The organism is Microbacterium sp. MMO-10 (assembly GCF_037148715.1).
Classification (GTDB): domain Bacteria; phylum Actinomycetota; class Actinomycetes; order Actinomycetales; family Microbacteriaceae; genus Microbacterium.
Map to the genome: position 1 here is coordinate 273,401 of NZ_JBBCSV010000002.1, position 15,735 is coordinate 289,135.

General features: G+C 70.8%; 16 protein-coding genes and 1 tRNA gene. 8 read left to right on the forward strand and 9 right to left on the reverse strand.

What is annotated here, in order from left to right; translation table 11 throughout:
• Positions 1–6: 6 nt before the first annotated feature.
• Both WFJ17_RS05680 and WFJ17_RS05685 read right to left on the reverse strand, forming a co-directional pair.
• A complete protein-coding gene (locus WFJ17_RS05680; protein ID WP_292881126.1) occupies positions 7–1,539 on the reverse strand; it encodes an ABC transporter substrate-binding protein in 1,533 nt (510 codons plus the stop codon).
• 112 nt (positions 1,540–1,651) lie between these two features.
• Positions 1,652–2,587: an alpha/beta fold hydrolase gene (locus WFJ17_RS05685; protein ID WP_336647894.1), complete on the reverse strand. Its 936-nt coding sequence runs from the start codon at positions 2,585–2,587 to the stop codon at positions 1,652–1,654.
• A 231-nt stretch (positions 2,588–2,818) separates the two neighbouring features.
• On the opposite strand from WFJ17_RS05685, the gene WFJ17_RS05690 reads away from it, so the two are divergent.
• Positions 2,819–3,523: a tyrosine-protein phosphatase gene (locus WFJ17_RS05690; protein WP_251444807.1), complete on the forward strand. Its 705-nt coding sequence runs from the start codon at positions 2,819–2,821 to the stop codon at positions 3,521–3,523.
• A 74-nt stretch (positions 3,524–3,597) separates the two neighbouring features.
• Positions 3,598–4,062 carry an SIP domain-containing protein gene (locus WFJ17_RS05695; RefSeq protein ID WP_251444804.1) on the forward strand — a complete coding sequence of 155 codons (465 nt, stop codon included), beginning with the start codon at positions 3,598–3,600 and terminating at the stop codon, positions 4,060–4,062.
• Positions 4,063–4,153: 91 nt separating this feature from the next.
• Here WFJ17_RS05695 and WFJ17_RS05700 read toward each other — a convergent pair whose 3' ends face one another.
• The 4 genes from WFJ17_RS05700 to WFJ17_RS05715 all read right to left on the reverse strand — a co-directional run bounded on the left by WFJ17_RS05700 (position 4,154) and on the right by WFJ17_RS05715 (position 8,255).
• Positions 4,154–4,609 carry a Fe-S oxidoreductase gene (locus tag WFJ17_RS05700; protein ID WP_251444802.1) on the reverse strand — a complete coding sequence of 152 codons (456 nt, stop codon included), beginning with the start codon at positions 4,607–4,609 and terminating at the stop codon, positions 4,154–4,156.
• Positions 4,606–5,418, reverse strand: coding sequence for an arginase family protein (locus WFJ17_RS05705; protein WP_336647895.1), 813 nt, complete (start codon positions 5,416–5,418; stop codon positions 4,606–4,608). Before WFJ17_RS05705 ends, WFJ17_RS05700 begins: the two co-directional genes overlap by 4 nt.
• A gap of 1 nt (position 5,419) precedes the next feature.
• The gene (locus WFJ17_RS05710; RefSeq protein ID WP_251444796.1) at positions 5,420–6,160 is read right to left on the reverse strand and encodes a PspA/IM30 family protein; all 741 of its coding nucleotides are present in this window, start codon (positions 6,158–6,160) and stop codon (positions 5,420–5,422) included.
• A gap of 64 nt (positions 6,161–6,224) precedes the next feature.
• Positions 6,225–8,255 carry a TPM domain-containing protein gene (locus tag WFJ17_RS05715; RefSeq protein WP_336647896.1) on the reverse strand — a complete coding sequence of 677 codons (2,031 nt, stop codon included), beginning with the start codon at positions 8,253–8,255 and terminating at the stop codon, positions 6,225–6,227.
• Between the two features lie 123 nt (positions 8,256–8,378).
• On the opposite strand from WFJ17_RS05715, the gene WFJ17_RS05720 reads away from it, so the two are divergent.
• The 3 genes from WFJ17_RS05720 (at position 8,379) to WFJ17_RS05730 (ending at position 10,446) form a co-directional block, all read left to right on the forward strand.
• Positions 8,379–9,242 (forward strand): DUF3097 domain-containing protein, encoded by an 864-nt coding sequence (locus tag WFJ17_RS05720; RefSeq protein WP_251444791.1) that lies wholly within the window; start codon positions 8,379–8,381, stop codon positions 9,240–9,242.
• Positions 9,243–9,307: 65 nt separating this feature from the next.
• Positions 9,308–10,033 (forward strand): tRNA (guanosine(46)-N7)-methyltransferase TrmB, encoded by a 726-nt coding sequence (gene trmB, locus WFJ17_RS05725; RefSeq protein WP_336647897.1) that lies wholly within the window; start codon positions 9,308–9,310, stop codon positions 10,031–10,033.
• Between the two features lie 26 nt (positions 10,034–10,059).
• Entirely contained in the window at positions 10,060–10,446 is a 387-nt protein-coding gene (locus WFJ17_RS05730; protein ID WP_251444784.1) for a DUF1304 domain-containing protein, read from the forward strand.
• Positions 10,447–10,479: 33 nt separating this feature from the next.
• Here the strand turns inward: WFJ17_RS05730 and WFJ17_RS05735 are convergent, their stop codons facing one another.
• Positions 10,480–10,977, reverse strand: a complete 498-nt coding sequence (locus WFJ17_RS05735) for a hypothetical protein (RefSeq protein WP_336647898.1) — start codon at positions 10,975–10,977, stop codon at positions 10,480–10,482.
• 189 nt (positions 10,978–11,166) lie between these two features.
• Here WFJ17_RS05735 and WFJ17_RS05740 point away from each other — a divergent pair.
• Positions 11,167–11,239 (forward strand) — tRNA-Arg (locus WFJ17_RS05740).
• Between the two features lie 69 nt (positions 11,240–11,308).
• Here the strand turns inward: WFJ17_RS05740 and WFJ17_RS05745 are convergent.
• Both WFJ17_RS05745 and WFJ17_RS05750 read right to left on the reverse strand, forming a co-directional pair.
• On the reverse strand, positions 11,309–12,412 hold the full coding sequence (locus WFJ17_RS05745; protein ID WP_251444778.1) for a LacI family DNA-binding transcriptional regulator: 1,104 nt from the start codon (positions 12,410–12,412) through the stop codon (positions 11,309–11,311).
• Positions 12,413–12,468: 56 nt separating this feature from the next.
• A complete protein-coding gene (locus WFJ17_RS05750) occupies positions 12,469–13,491 on the reverse strand; it encodes a hydroxyacid dehydrogenase (RefSeq protein ID WP_336647899.1) in 1,023 nt (340 codons plus the stop codon).
• A 224-nt stretch (positions 13,492–13,715) separates the two neighbouring features.
• Between WFJ17_RS05750 and WFJ17_RS05755 the strand changes: the two genes are divergently transcribed.
• Together WFJ17_RS05755 and WFJ17_RS05760 are read left to right on the forward strand one after the other, a co-directional pair.
• Complete coding sequence (locus WFJ17_RS05755; protein ID WP_336647900.1) at positions 13,716–14,774, forward strand: ABC transporter permease; 1,059 nt, start codon at positions 13,716–13,718, stop codon at positions 14,772–14,774.
• On the forward strand, positions 14,764–15,714 hold the full coding sequence (locus WFJ17_RS05760) for a carbohydrate ABC transporter permease (protein WP_336647901.1): 951 nt from the start codon (positions 14,764–14,766) through the stop codon (positions 15,712–15,714). The genes WFJ17_RS05755 and WFJ17_RS05760 overlap by 11 nt, the downstream gene beginning before the upstream one ends.
• Positions 15,715–15,735: the final 21 nt, after the last annotated feature.

A 15,735-nucleotide genomic window follows, 5' to 3' on the forward strand; every position in this document is an offset into this window, starting at 1 on the left:
CCGAGGTTACTTCGTGACGGTCACGCCGCGCAGATCCAGCCGCGAGTTGATCGACTCCTTCGGGAAGCCGTGCACCCCGGGGCGCACCGCGGTCAGGGTCTCGTCCTCGTACAGCCAGTCGGCGGCGGCGTCCTTCGCGACGATCTCGGCCGCCTGGGAGAGCAGCTGCGCCGACTTCTTCGCGTCGAGCTCGGTCTGCGACTGCGCGTACAGCTTCTGCACCTCGGGGTTGTCGTAGCCGAAGTAGTAGTCGGGGTTGGCGAAGTTGCCGAAGTCGCGCGGCTCGACGTGCAGCACGAAACTGAGGTCGTAGTCGTGCTTCGTGTACACCGAGTCGAGCCAGGCGGGGAACTCGACCGAGTTCACCGTGAGCTTGACGCCGACCTTCTTGAAGTCGCTGGTGAGCAGCTGCGGGACGGTGGATCCGTAGAACGACGGGATCGTGAGGGTGAGGGCGAGGTTCTCCTGGCCGGCCTCCTTCAGCAGCGCCTTCGCCTTGTCCGGGTCGTACGGCGCGGTGCCGGAGAGATCCTGGTAGCCGGGGTCGAGCTGGGGGATCGGGCCGTACAGCGTCGTGCCGATGCCGCGGGCCTCGATGATCGCCTTGTGGTCGATCGCGAGGCGCAGCGCCTCGCGCACGCGCTGATCGTCGAGCGGCGCCTTCGCGTTGTTGAACGCGAGCGTCCCCTTGTCGGTGGTGCGTCCCTTGGTGAGGGTGAACTTCTTCTCCAGCTGCGGGGCGAGGTTCGCGTCGACGGCGGTGAGCACGTCCAGGGTGCCGCTCTGCGCGGCGTTGACCCCCGCGGTGAAGTCGGGGATGTAGTCGAACACGATGCTCTTCACACCCGCCTTCGTGCCCCAGTACTGGTCGTTGCGGGCGAAGGTGAGCGAGTCGCCCTTCTTCCACTGGGTGAGCGTGAACGGCCCGGTGCCGTTCTCCGCGGCCTGCAGGTCGGTGGTGTCACCCTTCTGGAACACCAGACCCGCGGTGCCCGTGAGGCTGAACAGGAAGTTCTGGCTCGGCTGGGTGAGCGTGATGGTGACGGTCTTGTCATCGGTCGCGGTGATCGATGCGACGCCGGCGAGGTCGGCGTGACCCTGCACAGTCGGGTCGTCCTTCGCCGTCTGCAGCGACGAGACGACGTCTGCGGAAGTGAGCTTCGCGCCGTCGTGGAAGGTGATGCCGTCGTTCAGCACGAACGTGTAGGTGAGTCCGTCCGCGGAGATCTCGTGGCTCTTCGCGAGGCGGTCGACGATCTTGTTGTCCTGCGTGCGGGTGACCAGGCCTTCGTAGATGTTGTCGACGAGCACCTGCTCGAGCGCCGCCCCGGCGGTGTGCCGAAGGTCGAGGCTCGACGGCTCGAGCACGAGACCCACGGTGAGGGTGGCGTTCTCGTCCGCGGCGCCGGTCGCGCCGCTCTTCGAGGGCGAGGCGGATCCGGAGCAGGCGGTGAGCAGCAGGGCGGCCGCGGTGAGGCCGGCGAGCACGGCGCCGACGGTGCGGCGGCGCGGGGTGAGAGCAGCGCGGGTGCGGTGCATGAGGGGATCCTCTCGGGCGGGGGCTGTGTGGTGCGGTGGGTGCTGTGCGGTCGAGCCTAGGCGGGGCCTGTGCCTCGTCGACGCGGGTGCGGAACGCGGCGTCACAAACCGTTCAGGGACGGGCGTCGACGGCGGTGCGGATGATCTCGGCGAGAGCTGTGGGGGCGGTCTCCTGCAGGTTGTGGCTGCCGTCGAGGTGCAGTACCTGCGCGGAGGGCACCCGGGTGCGGAACTCGGCCTCGGCATCCTCCGAGACGAAGCCGTGCGAAGCGCGCACCAGGGCGATCGGAGCGGCGGCCGCCCCGAGATCCGACCAGCCGTGCTCGCCGAGGATGCCCGTCGTGGCGGCGGGCGAGGCGACGTCGGAGGGAGCCGCCGTCAGCAGTCGCGCGGCGATGTGCGCGAAGTGGTGCTTCCACTCCACGCGGCCGTCGGGGCGCACCCGAGTGTTCAGGAACACGCCGCGGGCGGTGTCGTCCCGGGAGCCGCCGAACCCGAACTGCTGGGCGCGGTCGACGAGCTCGTCGCGGGAGGCGCCGTCGACCACACGGTAGAACTCCCGGAGCGCGGCGGGGCCGACGCTCTGATCGACACCCGGCGTGATGTCGACGACGATGAGATCCCGTACGAGCTCCGGAGCGTGTGCGGCGACGGCTGCGGCCGTGAGGCCGCCGAGCGACTGACCGACGAGCACCTGCGGTCGGTCGGTCCAGATGCGCAGCGCCTCGATGACATCGGCGGCGAGCGTCCGCCCGGTGTAGTCGGCGTCCTCGCGCCACGAGGAGTCGCCGTGCCCGGCGAGGTCGATCGAGAGGGCAGGACGGCCGAGCGCGAGCACGGTGGTGTCCCAGGTGTGCGCGTTCAGTCCCGCGCCGTGCAGCAGGGTGACCTCGACGGGGTCGTCGCCGTAGCGCAGCGCGCTCAGCGTGCGGCCGTCCGGGAGGGGCAGCGACACGCGGCGCACGGGCGGCACCTCGACGTGCAGGGCGCGGGCCTGACCGGCGAGGAAGGAGAACTCGGAGGTCTCTTCTGATGCGAGGGGGGACACGCCTTCATTGTGCTCCCGTCGCGCTGCCGACGCGACTCGCGAGATCAATATGACCAACTGTTGCCATCCAGAGCTGACGCTTTCCCGATGATCTGACATTGATGAGTGGACATATCGATCCCGAGAGGATTCCGCACCCGCCCGTGCACGCGTCCCGCGGGCGACCCAGGCGCCGGTGGGCACACCCTAGGCTGGAGCCATGATCCGGATGCAAGGAGCCGAGGTGCGCGGATGACGGTCCTGACGGTGCCGGGGATCACGAACCTGCGCGACGTCGGAGGCATCCCCGTCGGCTCCTCGCGCGTCCGGGAGGGCGTGCTGTTCCGCTCCGGCAACCTCGCGCACGCCGGCGCGGAGGCGGAGGAGTTCCTCGCCGCCCGGGTCGCGCGGGTCATCGACCTCCGCGACGACAGCGAGGTCGGCGCCGAGCCGTGTGCGCTGCCGGGACTGCGGATCGACCGCGTGCCGCTCTTCTCGGGTTCGGTGGCCTCCTTCCTCCTCGGCGACGTGAGCCTGACCGGGCTGTACCGCCACATCGTCACCGGCGGCGCGGATCGCATCGTGCAGGTCGTCCGGATCCTCTCCGAGGGGGAGTCCACGCTCGTCCACTGCACGCTCGGCAAGGACCGCACCGGCGTGAGCGTCGCACTCGCGCTCGCCGCGGTCGGCGCCGATCGCGATGCGATCGTGGAGGACTACGCGCTGACCGCGTCGCAGCTGCCGGAGTCGCGCAATCGGGCGATCGCCAAGTGGCTGGAGGAGCGCCTGCCGATCGCGCACGACGCCATCGCCGTGGCGACCCAGTCTCCGGCGCCGGTCATGCGCGAGCTGCTCGAGACCATCGACGCCGAGCACGGATCCGCCGCCGACTACCTGCTGGCATCCGGCCTGACGAGGGCGGAGCTCGAGGCGCTGGGGACCGCGCTCGTCGGATGATCACGGTGAGCGGCCCTCGGGCCGTGCGGGGGTAGGTTAGGCAACCCTTCATCCGGTGGTATCCTGGAGGCATCATGACCACCGCGATCCGCACCACAGCGCGCGCAGGACGCCGCGCCCAGCGCCGCTCGTCGAAGGCCCAGCACCTCGTCGTCGCCGACGAGGCCTCCTTCGCCGAGCTGGAGGCGGTGCTGGCCACCCTGCCGCTGTGCGCGACCGGCCGCGTGTTCATCGAGGTGCCCGATGCCGCCTCGATCTCCGCGGTCTCGGTCCCGCCCCGGATGACGGTCACCTGGCTGCCGCGTGCGACGCGCAGCGGTGCGCCCGGGACCGGACGCCGCTGCACCCCGGGGGCGGCGGCATCGCGCGCCGCGATCGCCTGGGCCGACGAGATGCTCTGCGACGGGGCCGAGGATCACACCACGGTCACGCTGCTCGGCGGCTTCCTCGGCACGGCCGACATCGCCGAGCACCTCACCGAGCGCCTCGGCATGGCTCCCGAGCGCATCACCGCCCCGGAGCGCTTCGGCCTGCTCTGAGTCCATCCGTCCCGGCGCGCGTCGGCCTGCTCTGAGTCCACCCGTCCCGGCGCGCGTCGGAAGACTCCGCGGTCCGCGTCCGGGGCGCGGGTCACCGGCGCGGCAGGTAGTGCCCGTCCTCCAGGCCGGCTTCGATCTCGAAGCGGTTGCGCAGCGGATCCCGCCCCGCGAACAGGTACAGGAACGGCATGAGGAAGCCGTAGCGCAGCCATTGCCGCTTGTGCACGGCTTCGTGCCGCAGCACCCGGTCGTCCGGCACGTGGTCGCCGGTCAGGTAGCAGCCCGCCACGCAGACGCCGCCCCGGGCGAAGGTCCACGCGGGCATGCCCCGGAAGATCCACAGGCCCTCGCGTCGTTCCACGGGACCGGTGCTCCACAGGCCGCCCCAGATCCAGCCCACGGCCATTCCCCAGGCGTAGCCGATCCGGCTGACCGGCGAGCGCAGCAGCACCGTCGGCAGGCGCAGGTCCTGCCGACGTCCGCGCTCCAGGATCTCGGCGGCCTCGGCCTCGATCGCGGCGATGCGGGCGGCGTCGCCCGCCGTCACGCGAGGGCGCCGATCAGGCGCAGGATGGCGCCCAGGTCCTGCACGGCATCGCCGGGGGAGCGCGGGGCGAAGCCCGCGATGGTCGCTCCGGCGAGCGGCAGCCGCTCGCGCAGCGCCGTCACCGCGCCGACGACGTCGGCCGTGCGCAGGCCGAAGGGCAGGGCGGAGGAGACGCCGGCGAGCTCCGACGGATCCAGCACGTCGACGTCGATGTGCACGTACACCCGCGCGGCGCCGGTCGCGGCGACCGCCTCGGCGAGCGCTTCGACGTCGTCGAGCCCGTCGATGCGCACGATCTCCGACGAGCCGAGGTACTCGGTCTCCGCGTCGTCCTCCGAACGCGCGCCGACGAGCACCGTGCGCTCGGCGCTGAGGCCCGGCGGCCCCTCGAGCGGGAACGAGTCGTGGCCGAGCAGGGCGCGCAGGGCCATGCCCGCATAGGCGCCGGAGACCGACGACTCCGGGGTGTGCAGATCCGGGTGCGCGTCGAACCAGACGATCGCGACGTCGTGCAGGGCGCCCGGGAGGGCGGCGACCGCGGCCACGCTGACTCCGCAGTCACCGCCCACCACGAGCGTGGGCTCGGCATGCGCCGTGATCGCTTCCTCGATGAGCTCCCGGGTGCGCCGCAGGCTGCTGAGCCTGTGCACGCCGGTGCCCTCCGCGTCTCCGGCCTCGAGCGGGACCTCCAGCACGGTGGTCCGCGCGCTGGGGAGGTCGCCGGCGATGGCGGCGGCCCCCTCGGTGAGCAGCATCGCCCGCGGGGCAGGGGAGCCCTGCCACTGCGGGACGACGAGGAAGCGGGTCATCTCAGCCCTCGAGGGCTTCCTGGGGCTTCGTGGATCCGGCCTTCAGCTCCGCCAGGCGGGCTTCGACCTCGGTCAGCTGGCCGATGTCCTCGAGGCTCTCGAACTGCGCGTCCAGGCTCGACGCCGCAAGCTCCGCCTTGCCCTGGGCGAGGGCCTCCTGGCGGCGCACCTTGTCCTCGAAACGCCCCAGCTCGCTGGTCGGGTCGAGCACGTTGATCGACGAGACCGCGTCCTGCACCTTGGTCTGCGCCTCGGCGACCTTGGCGCGGGCGAGCAGCTCGCTGCGCTTGTTCTTGAGCTCGCCGAGCTTGTCCTTCATGCCGTTCAGGCCGGTCTTGAGCTTGTCGACGATCTCGGTCTGGGCCGCGATCTGCGGCTCGGCCGTCCGCGCCTCCTGCTCGGAGCTGATCTGACGCTGCAGTGCGACCTTGGCGAGGTTGTCGAACTTGTCGGCGTCGGCGGTGTTGCCGGCCCCGCGCAGCTCGTCGGCCTTGCGGCTGGCGGCGAGGGCCTTGTTGCCCCACTCCGCGGCGGACTGCACGTCCTCCTGGTGGTCGCGCTCGAGGAGGCGCAGGTTTCCGATGGTCTCGGCGATGGCCGACTCGGCGTCCGCGACGTTGTTGGTGTAGTCGCGAACCAGCTGATCGATCATCTTCTGCGGGTCCTCCGCGGAATCGATGAGCGCGTTGACGTTGGCCTTCACCAGGGTGGAGATGCGGCCGAAGATGGACTGCTTGGTCATGGGATGTCCTTTCCAGATGTCCGGTCGATGGGTCGTGCACGTGTAAGGGATCAGGATCCGGCTGTCAGAAGCGACCGCCCGATCCGCCGCGGCTGCCGCCTCCGAAGCTGGAGGGACGGAATCCGCCGCCTCCGCCGCTGGAGCGCCAGCCGCCGCCTCCACCGCCCCAGCCTCCGCTGCTCCTGCCTCCGCCTCCGCCGGACAGGATGCCGCCGATGATGCCGCCGAGGATCGCGTCGCCCATGCCGCTGCGGTTTCCGCCGCTCCAGCCGCCTCCGCCGCCCCAGCCGCCGCCCGAGCCCCACGAGTCGATGGAGCCCGCGGCGAGCTGCGTGGCCTCGCGGGCGAGCGCGATCGCGCGCTGCGCGTGCTGCAGCGCCGCGTTCGGATCCGCGACGCGGGCTGCCTCGGCCTGGTCGTACTCGGCGGACGCCTGCGCGGCCCTGGTACGGGCGTCGGGGCCGATCGCGCCTCGGTGGGTCGTGATGTAGCTGTTCGCCGTCGAGATCTCGGCGCGGGCCTGGGTGAGCGTCTGCTCCAGCACCTGCTGCGCGCGCTCGGCCTGCTGCCGGGCGTTGCGGATCGCATCCACCGTGCTGTCGATGCGCGAGTTCGCCGCCGTGAGCGACTCCAGCACCGCCTGCGGGCGACGGCCGGTGCCGGTCGCGTCGGTGCGGGCCTGGTTGAGGGCGGTGCGCGTCGCGGCGACCGCGGCGTTCAGCTCGGGGGAGGCCGGCAGCGCCGCGGCGCCTGCGAGATCCTGTTCCAGGTTCGCGATGAGCGCCTGAGACTGCGCCTCGGCCGCCGCGAGGTCGGCCTGCAGCGTCGTGATGGCGCCGGCCAGCTGGGCGGCCTGCAGCACGCCCTCCTCTCCGGTGCGGATCGCGAAGGCCGCCTCGCCGCGCTTCCCCTGAGCGATGAGGTCGCCGGCGGAGGCGATGTTCGCGTCGGCGAGCTCGAGCCGGCTCGCGGCTTCGGCGGGGTTGCCCGCGACGGTCTGCAGGGCGGTGGGGTCGTAAACCGCCGACAGCGTCTGGAGGGCCGCGGGGGCGGCGGCGACGGCGGTGGCCGCGGCCTCCCGATGGGCCTTCAGCTGCGTCAGGGCGTGCTCGGCGTCCTGCTCCAGCTTGCGGAGCTCGTCGAAGGCGGTGACGTTCGCGTCCAGCGCGGTGTCGGCGCTCTCGCACAGCCGGATGATCTGGAGAAGCCAGTCGCGGCGCTGCTGATCGGTGTCGGGGATCTCGTCGTCGAGCTTCTGCTTGAGCGAGAACGCCTCGTCGAGCTTGGCCTTCGCCTTGTTCACCACCTCGGTGAACGAGCTCGTCGCGGTCTCGCCGAACTGGGCCGTCGCGAAGCCGAGGTCCTCGGTCGACGAGGTGATGGCGTCGTCGGTGTGCACGAGGGCCAGACCGGCCCGGCGGGTCAGCTCCTCATCGCTGATGGCGTCGAGGGGATCGCCCGTCGGGGTCGGTGTCGCCCGCCTGACGCGGGCGGCCGCCCGGCGGCGCATCACGACCAGGACGATGATCGCCCCGATCACCGCGAGCACGCAGAGGACGATGAGCAGGATGCCGCCGATGTCCGAGGAGCCGGATCCGGAGAACCCGTCGGCGGCGGTGCGGACGGCGCCCGCCCAGTCTTTCGTGCGCAGGTCGTTCACGAGCGACTGCGAGATCTGGTCGACGCGCGACAGCGGGACCGGGCCGGCCTTGTCGGCGGAAAGATAGAACTGCCGCGACTGCGTCGCGACGGCCAGGAGGTACTGCTGCTGGCCGAGGCCGTTGTCGATCGCGACCTGGTTGGTCCACTCCTGGCTGTTGGCGGGGGTCGTGAACGTGTCGACGAAGACGACGAAGAGCTGGATGTTCTGCGTGCGGCTCAGCTCTTCGAGCCGGCCGTTCAGCTCCTCGGTCTCCGAGGATCCGAGCGCGCCCACGAGGTCCGTGACGAAGTCCGAGCCCAGGGTCACCGGAGCGGTGGCGGGGACGGAGGCCGTCAGCGGCGCACGAGGGGCGGCGGATGCGGGGGAGACGGCGAGCGACAGGCCCAGCACACCCAGGATCACACCCACGACGACAGCCCAGCGCGCCCGCATCTTCGCTCCTCCCGGGGCCCGGAAAGCCCCTGGGAGCGAGTCTAGGGCGTGTCTTCCTGTGTTTCCCCTGCCGCGGACCGGCGCTCACCGGGGCCGGGGCGTCCGCTCGGTAGGCTGAAGCCGATGGACGACAGGTACGGATCCGATGTGCTCGCAGCCGGATGGCGGGAGCGCGGCGCCAAGGTCGCCGTGGACGTCCCCGCCGAACGAGATCTCGTGGTCGAGGTCGCCGTCGACGGGTTCTGCGGGGCGGTGACGCGCATCGAATCGGGCCAGGTCGAGCTCGAGGACTACAAGGGCCGTCGGCGGCTCTTCCCTCTCGGCGCGGGTTTCATGATCGACGGCGAGCCGGTGCGGCTCGTGCATCCGTCCAAGGCCTCGGGTGGCGGCTCCCGGCGGACCGCCTCGGGGTCGTTCGCCGTCGCGGACTCCCGCGCGCGGACGGCGCTGCCGAGCCGGATCCTCGTCGAGGGGCGGCACGACGCCGAGCTCGTCGAGAAGGTGTGGGGGGACGACCTGCGGGTCGAAGGCGTGGTCGTCGAGTACCTGCAGGGCGTCGACCTGCTCGAGGAACTCCTCGCCGAGGCTCCGCCGCGGCGCGATCGCCGGTACGGCGTGCTCGTGGACCACCTCGTCCCGGGATCGAAGGAGACCCGGATCGTGGAGCAGATCCTGCGCGGACCGCACGGGGCGCACCTGCGCATCGTCGGTCACCCCTATATCGACGTGTGGCAGTGCGTCACGCCGGCGGCGATGGGCATCCGCGCGTGGCCGCAGATCCCGCGCGGCACCGACTGGAAGACCGGGATCTGCCGCGCGTTCGGCTGGCCCGCGGACTCGCAGGCCGACATCGCGCACGCCTGGAAGCGCATCCTGTCCCGCGTGTCGAGCTACCGCGACCTGGAGCCGTCGCTGCTGGGCCGCGTGGAGGAGCTCATCGACTTCGTGACGGAACCGATCGCCGCCGCCCCGGGGGCAGGACGATGAGCGGCCGGTCGGCCCGGGGCGCCGGGAGAGCCGGGAACGCGAGGGACGGCGGATATCCTGGAGGGATGCCCGAACCCCGTACCTTCCGCGACGAGCCCGTCTCCTTCGTGCGCCGCAGCGGCCGCATGTCCGAGGCACAGGAGCGGGCCTTCGCCGAGCTCGCGGAGTTCTACGTGCTGGACGTGCCCCGCGACGTCGCCTGGACCTCGGTGCACCCGGAGGCGCGGCTCGATCCGGCCGCCGCGTATGGACGCGAGGCTCCGTTGACCGTGGAGATCGGCTCGGGGCAGGGGCACGCGATCGTCTCCGCCGCCGCAGCGCATCCGGAGCGGGACTTCCTCGCGGTCGAGGTGTTCCGCGCCGGCCTCGCCCGGACGATGCTCGATGCGGATCGCGACGGTGTGCGCAACCTCCGGCTGATCGAGGCCAACGCCCCGGAGGTGCTCGCGACGTACCTTCCCGCGGGCGCGGCCGACGAGGCGTGGATCTTCTTCCCCGACCCGTGGCACAAGAAGCGGCACACGAAGCGCCGCCTCGTGCGCCCCGGCTTCGGCGCCACCGCGGGCGCCGCGCTCCGCGACGGCGGGCTGCTGCGCCTCGCGACCGACTGGGAGGACTACGCCCTGCAGATGCGCGAGGTGCTCGACGAGGCGCCCGAGTTCGAGCGCGCCTTCGAGGGGGAGTGGGCCGAGCGCTTCGACGGGCGGATGATGACCGCGTTCGAGCGCAAGGGCATCGCGAAGGGACGCGACATCCGGGACCTCGCGTACCGCCGCGTCGCGCGGGCCTGAGGCGCCGGGTGCGGGACAATCGCACCATGTTCCTGCTGATCGGATCCGTCTTCGCGGGGCTCGCCGCCCTGGTCCACGTCTACATCTTCGTGCTGGAGTCGGTGCGCTGGACGCATCCCTCCACGCGGCGCGTCTTCGGCACCTCCGCCGAGGACGCGGAGATCACCCGGCCGCTGGCGTTCAACCAGGGCTTCTACAACCTGTTCCTCGCCGTCATCGCGGTGATCGGCATCGTGCTCGCCGCGGCCGGCTCCGCCACCGCCGGCCTCGTGCTGATGCTGGCCGCCACGGGGTCGATGCTCGCGGCCGCCCTCGTGCTGATCCTCTCCGATCGGTCCAAGGCGCGCGCGGCGGCCGTGCAGGGACTGTTCCCCCTGATCGCGGTGGTGCTGCTGGTCCTCGCGCTCGTCTGACCGGCGCGCGGCGGGACGGAGGGCGCTCGGCGGTCAGGCGATCGTGCCCAGTCCGGCGCGCATGATGTCGAACATCGCGAACATGAGCCAGAACGTCCAGCCGAAGCTGACCAGGAGGCTCGCCGCGGTCGCCGCGAGAGCGATCCACATCGTGGCCGAGCCCGCCCCCGCCTGCCGGCGCACGACGACGGCGCGGCCGATCGGATACACCGGGGAGAGGAAGCTCCACGCCCAGTGGAAGCGCTTCGGATAGCCGAGACGGCCGAGTTCGACGTAGTCACGGTACCCGGCGACGATGGCGAGCGCATAGAGGGCCCAGCTCAGGAGAGTGCCGACCAGCGACGCCATCACGAGACCCGGCATCACATCGGACATGATCGAGAGGACCACGCCGGGTGGCACCCTCGTTCCCGTGGCAGACAGGGTGCTCAGCTCGACGATGCGTCGCACGTAGTCGAGCGTCGGCCCGGACATCAGCCACATCATGAGGGCCGAGGCGACGACCGCCGCCACCGTTGTCCAGGCGGTCACCCGTCCCCAAGCGGTGTAGACCGGCGTTCCGTGGGGGACACGGGGCTCCGCGGCGACGGCGGGAGGCCAGGGAGAAGGGGGAACGGAAGCGCTCATCGGGTCCTCATCGATCGGTCGGCTCCTCGCGACACTACCGGGATCCGCCACGGTCGGAGAGGAGGCGGATCCGATGCTAGGCTCGTCCGGTACGCCTCCGTAGCTCAGCGGATAGAGCGCCGGTTTCCGGTACCGTAGGTCGCAGGTTCGATTCCTGTCGGGGGCACGAAGAGAGAAGGCCGCCCATCCGGGCGGCCTTCTTCGTCTCTTGGCCCTGCCGGCAAGTCGCGTTCCCTCAACGCTCCGGACGCCACGGCGTCGCGGGGGGAGCGGCGACCGAGTCCCGCACGATGAGCCGGGTGCCGACGATGATCTCGCCCTCGGCGTGACGTCCGAAGGCGTCGTCGGTGCGGCTGAGCGCCAGGCGGACGCTCTCCCGCCCCATGTCCTCCAGCGGGACGTGCACGGTGGTGAGCTTCGGCGTGAGCTCGCTGGACTGCGGGATGTCGTCGTAGCCCACGAGGGACATGTCCTCGGGCACGCGGATCCCGCGCGCGGTCATCGCGTCGAGGGCGCCGGCGGCGACGAGGTCGTTCGCGGCGAACACGGCCGTGAAGTCGGGCTGCCCGTCCAGGATCTCGCTCATCGCCGCGTGCCCGAACCGGCGTCCGAAGGCGCCCTGGTGCACGAGCTCCGGCGGCACCTCGAAGCCGTGGGACTGCATCGCATGACGGAAGCCGGCGAGCCGCGCGACGCTCGTGGACAGGCCGACCGGGCCGCCGAGATAGAGGATCCGGCGATGCCCCTGGGCGATGAGGTGCTGGGTGACCGCGAAGGCGCCGCCCTCGTTGTCGTAGCCCACGATCTTCGTCGGCGCCTGCTCCCCGACGGAGGGGCGGCCGCAGAGCACGAGGGTGGAGCCGATGCCGGCGAGCGTGCGGGCGCGCTCCGCCATGCGGCGGCGGGCGCGCGGATCGTCGTAGCCGCCGCCCACCACGATCACCGCGTCGGTGCGCTGGCTGATCATGCGATCGATGAGCTCGATCTCACGATCGACGTCGCCCTGCGATGCCGCCACGATGCACAGCCGGCCGGTGGTCGATGCCTCCTGCTCCACACCGCGCACGATGTAGGAGAAGAACGGGTCGACGAGGTCGTTGACGATGATGCCGACGCTGTGCGTGGCCGAGCTGGCGAGCGCCCGCGCGTGCGCGTTCGCGGTGTAGCCGAGGTCGTCGATCGCCCGGTTCACCGCGTCCCGCGTGGCCTGCGCCACGGGGTAGTTGCCGTTGAGCACCCGGGAGACCGTCGCCGAGGAGACGCCGGCCCGTTCGGCGACGTCGGACATCGTCACGGTGTGCCCCGAGCCCGCTCCCGAGCGGTCCTCCTGCGCCCTCATCCCAGCCTCCGTTCGTGGACCCGAGGTCCGCTCCGTCTCATCGCGCGTTCCACCGGTCAGGCGGTGTACGCCAGCTCGTCGGCACGGAGTTCGTGCGCGAGGATCCCTCGACCAACGTACTGCTCGACCTCGCGCACGGCCGAGTCGCCCAGCCGGTGGATCTCGTTGCCCAGCGCGCCCGCGATGTGCGGCGTGAGCACGACGTTCGGCAGCGCATAGAGGGGGGAGCCCCCCGGCAGCGGCTCGGGATCCGTCACATCCAGGTAAGCGTCCAGACGGCCGCGGACGAGCTCGGCGGTGAGCGCCTCGGTGTCGATGAGGGCGCCGCGGGCGGTGTTCACCACGACGGCGCCGTCGTGCAGCAGCGCCAGCTCCGCCGCTCCGATGATGTGCCGCGTGTCCGGCGTGCTCGGGGCGTGGAGGGTGAGGACGTCGCTGCGCCGGCACAGTTCGTCGAGCGGGACGGCTTCGACGCCGAGCCGCGCGGCATCCGCGGCGGACAGGTACGGATCGCAGACGAGGATGCGGGCGTCGAGGCGCGAGACGAGCCGGATCACCTCGCGTCCCACCCGGGAGGCGCCGAGGATGCCGATCGTGACGCCGTTCGCGCCGACCTGCGGCATGCCGTCCACGGAGCGATGACGTCGCGTGGTGCGCAGCTGGTGGGCGAACCGGCTCGCGCGCTTGAGGCCGAACACGATGGCGGCGAGCGTGAACTCCGCGACGGGCGTGGCGTTCGCCGCCGCGGCCGTGCTCACCCGGATGCCGCGGCGGAACGCCTCCGCGTCGAGGAAGGTCTTGACCGTGCCGGCGGTGTGCACGACGGTCTCCAGGCGCGGGGCGGCGTCGAGCACGGCGGCGTCGATGCGGGGGGCTCCCCAGCCCGTCAGCATGACCCGCGCGGCGCGCAGGGCGTCCCTGCTCGCGGGGGAGTCGAGGTCGGTGATCGGCAGGGGTCCCACGAGCTCGACGACCGCGCTCAGCCGGGCGAGCGCGGTCTCGGAGAAGACCTCCCGGAACGACTGCTCCGCCATGACGATCACGGCGGAAGGACGGGAGGACGGGGCGGTGTGATCCACGGCGATCCTTTCTTTCTGCATCCAGATAGTAAGCGCATACTATGCCGTGCGTCCACCCACAGTTGCGGAACTTGCGGATCCGATGCTCTGAAAATCAACGTTTCGACGAAATCTCGCGTGACCGTTGACAGCCCGGATCCCGTCGGGTACGTTCGCAGCACAGCAAGCGCTTTCTAGCTCTTGCGGACAACGATGAAGTTTCCCGTCGCAGGTCGAGGTCGAAGATGAGCAGTTACAGCGAGCCGCTCGTGCAGAGCACGACGACTCCGGGCGAAGGCGCCGCGGACATGCGCCCCGCGCACCCCGCACGTCCCGCGTCGAAGGGCCGCCGCCGCACCGCCGCGACGGCCGGCGTGCCGGCGCACCGCAAGCGCAGCCTCTGGGAACGGATCAAGCGCGACCGGGTGATGCTCCTGCTCATCGCCCCGGGATTCCTGTACTTCGTCGTGTTCCACTGGCTGCCGCTGCCGGGCAACATCATCGCGTTCGAGGACTACCAGCCCTACCTCGGCTTCATCGACAGCGCATGGGTCGGATTCGACAACTTCGTGAAGATCTTCGGGGATCCCACGTTCTGGCAGGCGCTGCGCAACACGCTGGTGATCACCGGTCTCCAGCTCGTGCTGTTCTTCCCGATCCCGATCGTGCTGGCGCTACTGCTGAACAGCATCATGTCGAACCGGATCCGCAAGTTCGTGCAGAGCGTCGTCTACCTGCCGCACTTCCTCGGCTGGGTCATCATCGTGTCGATCTTCGGACAGGTGCTCGGTGCGACCGGGGTCGTGCCGCATCTCATGCAGGCGATGGGCCTGCAGCCGTTCGAGGCGATGACCACGCCCTGGTTCTTCCCGTTCCTGGTGTCGATCCAGTCCGCCTGGAAGGACGCCGGCTGGGGCACGATCATCTTCCTCGCCGCCCTCATGAACATCGACCAGGAGCTGTACGAGGCGGCCGCCGTGGACGGCGCGGGTCCCTGGCAGCGCATGAAGACGATCACGATCCCCGGGATCATGCCGGTCATCATCCTGCTGCTCATCCTGAACCTGGGCAGCATCCTCTCCGTCGGCTTCGAGCAGATCGTCCTGCAGCGCGACAACGTCGGCGCGGGCGCGGGCGAGGTGCTCGACACCTGGGTCTACTACCACGGCATCCAGAACGGGCAGTGGGGCCCGGCGGCCGCCGTCGGTCTCGTGAAGGGCGTCGTGGGCCTCGCGCTCGTGCTCGGCGCCAACAAGGTCGCGCATCTGTTCGGCCAGGAAGGGGTGTACTCCCGTGGCAAGTGACGCTCAGCTCACGACCAGGGCGGTCGTCATGCCCCGCACGCGACGCGGGCGGCGCAGGACCGAGTCCGCGCGGCCCGCCTGGATGGAGAAGCCCAGCCGCCTCGGGGCCGCGGGCAAAGCACTCGTCGTCGTGCTCATCTGCATCGCGACCATCTACCCGTTCCTCACGGTGATCTCGACGAGCCTCTCGGACAGCACCGACATCGCGAACGCCAACGGCCTGGTGCTCTTCCCGCTGCACCCGACGCTCGCGGCCTACGAGACGATCTTCTCGGGCGGCATCGTCACCGCCGCGCTCGTGCGCAGCATGCTCATCACCGTGATCGGCACGCTGTGCTCGCTCGCCGCGACGGTCGGCATGGCCTACGGGCTCTCCCGCCGCGATCTCGCCTTCGGCCGGTTCATCCTGCTGACGGCGCTGTTCACGATGCTCTTCACGCCGGGCATCATCCCGAGCTTCCTCATGGTCAAGCAGCTCGGACTGCTCGGCAGCTATGCGGCGCTCGTGCTGCCGACGCTGATCTCGGCGTTCAACCTCGTCGTCGTCCGCTCGTTCTTCATGGGGCTTCCGCAGGAGCTCTTCGAAGCGGCGAGGATCGACGGCGCCGGCGACTTCCGCATCCTCGTGAGGATCGTGCTGCCGCTGTCGAAGGGCGTCCTCGCGGTCGTCGGCCTGTTCTACGCGGTCGCCTACTGGAACGCGTTCTTCAACGCGATGCTCTACCTCGACAGCGACATGTGGCCGCTGTCGATGATCCTGCGCCAGTACGTGCTGCTGGGATCCCCGCTCGACACCGCCTCGGTCGGCGAGATCTCCGCGCCGTCCCAGGCGATCCAGATGGCCGTCGTCGTGATCAGCGTCATCCCGATCCTGCTCGTCTACCCGTTCCTGCAGAAGTACTTCACCAAGGGCGTCCTCACCGGCGCCGTCAAGGGCTGAGGCCCGCTCCACCCGATCGAT